The 1,544-nt window shown below is 62.0% G+C and carries 1 protein-coding gene; it reads right to left on the reverse strand.

Translation table 11 applies throughout. From position 1 onward, the window contains the following. Positions 1-78: 78 nt before the first annotated feature. A partial coding sequence (ltrA, locus tag SF06_RS17305; protein ID WP_211253777.1) for a group II intron reverse transcriptase/maturase occupies positions 79-1,544 on the reverse strand: 1,466 nt, incomplete at its 5' end.

Genomic DNA, 1,544 nt, shown 5'->3' on the forward strand with positions numbered 1-1,544 from the left:
TAGCCCGATGAGCGTAGTGTGGCTGCAAGGAGAACACATTGACATTCCATTTGTAAATATTCGGGATAGGGAGACGCCTCACGGCGCCTCTCCTCCCACACCACCGTGCATACGGGTCACGTACACGGCGGTTCGATGAATATATTCCTGCCGCACCGCAATGGCCGGCAGCCCCAAGTTCGTGAAGTACCGCACTGGTAATGCCAGCCTCAGTGCCGGGGTGTTGCTCAACCGCCAAGGGCCGTGCGCCGACTTGCTGGTATTCCATGCTTCTCGCACGCTTACACCGCGCCTGCGCAATTCCCGGTAGCCAGCTCGTCCCCATTGCTTCCAGAGATAGCAACGTAGTTTGCGTCGTATCCATTTGTCGATGTCGTGCAGAGGGCTCAGCACTTCGGCAATGCCGAAATACGCTTTCCACCCAAGCAGGGTTTTCCTTAGCTCTGCCACGATAACGTCCAGGCGGCGGCCTCGTGTCCGACGGGTCAGTGCGCGCACTTTCGCCTTGAGCCGTTCGATGGCCTTATCGGCCACCTTCAGGCGGGCGTCTCTGCGGCTGACCGTGAAGCCCAGGAACGTGCGTTCGGCTGGGCGATCCACCGCGCTTTTCAGCGGATTGACTGTGAGCCGCAGTCGTTCGCTGATCATGCGCTCTACGCTGGCCATCACCCGCTCTCCCGCACGCTGGCTTCTGACCAGGATGTTGCAGTCGTCGGCATAGCGGGCAAAGCGGTGGCCGCGCCGTTGCAGCTCCCAATCCAGTTCATCCAAAACGATGTTGGCCAGTACCGGCGAGAGCGGACCACCTTGCGGCACACCCAGCAGTGTGGCTTCGATGCGTTCGCCCCGTTGCACACCAGCCTTGAGGAAGCGGTTGATCAGGCGCAGCAGCGACGCGTCCTGACAGCGGTGTTTGAGCCGCGCCATTAGCCGGTCGTGATTGACCCGATCGAAGAATGCTTCCAGGTCGATGTCCACCACCCAGCCGTAGCCGTCGCGGATGCTCGTCTGCACATGGCGTAGCGCCTGGTGCGCCGAGCGTTGTGGGCGAAAGCCATAGCTGTGCGGGTGGAAGTGGGGTTCCCATTGTGCCGACAGGACCTGCGCAATGGCTTGCTGGATGAACCGGTCCACCACCGTGGGGATGCCCAGGCAGCGAACCTTGCCATCTGCCTTCGGGATCTCCACGCGCTTGACCGGCTGGGGGCGGAAGGTGCCCGCCAGCAGTTGTGCGCGGATCCGTGGCCAGTGGTCTTGGAGGTAGTGAGGCAAGGCCTCGACGGTCATGCCATCGATGCCCGGCGCGCCCTGGTTGCGGCGTACTTGTTTCAGTGCGCGCTGCAGATTCTCTCGCTGTAACACGCGAGCGAGCAACGCTTGGGGTGGAATTGACGCGGGAGGTTCGCTCGATCCAGGGACGGCTTCATCCCGCGGCGGGGCCGCGGCCAGCCGGGGCTGGTGATCAGATGCATTGCCGTCTCTCTTCAAGGCGATTCCCTTGTCATTCATCGTTCCGGCCTTCGGTGGGGCCACCCACCTACTAT

This window comes from Pseudomonas flexibilis, from assembly GCF_000802425.1.
Classification (GTDB): Bacteria; Pseudomonadota; Gammaproteobacteria; order Pseudomonadales; family Pseudomonadaceae; genus Serpens; species Serpens flexibilis.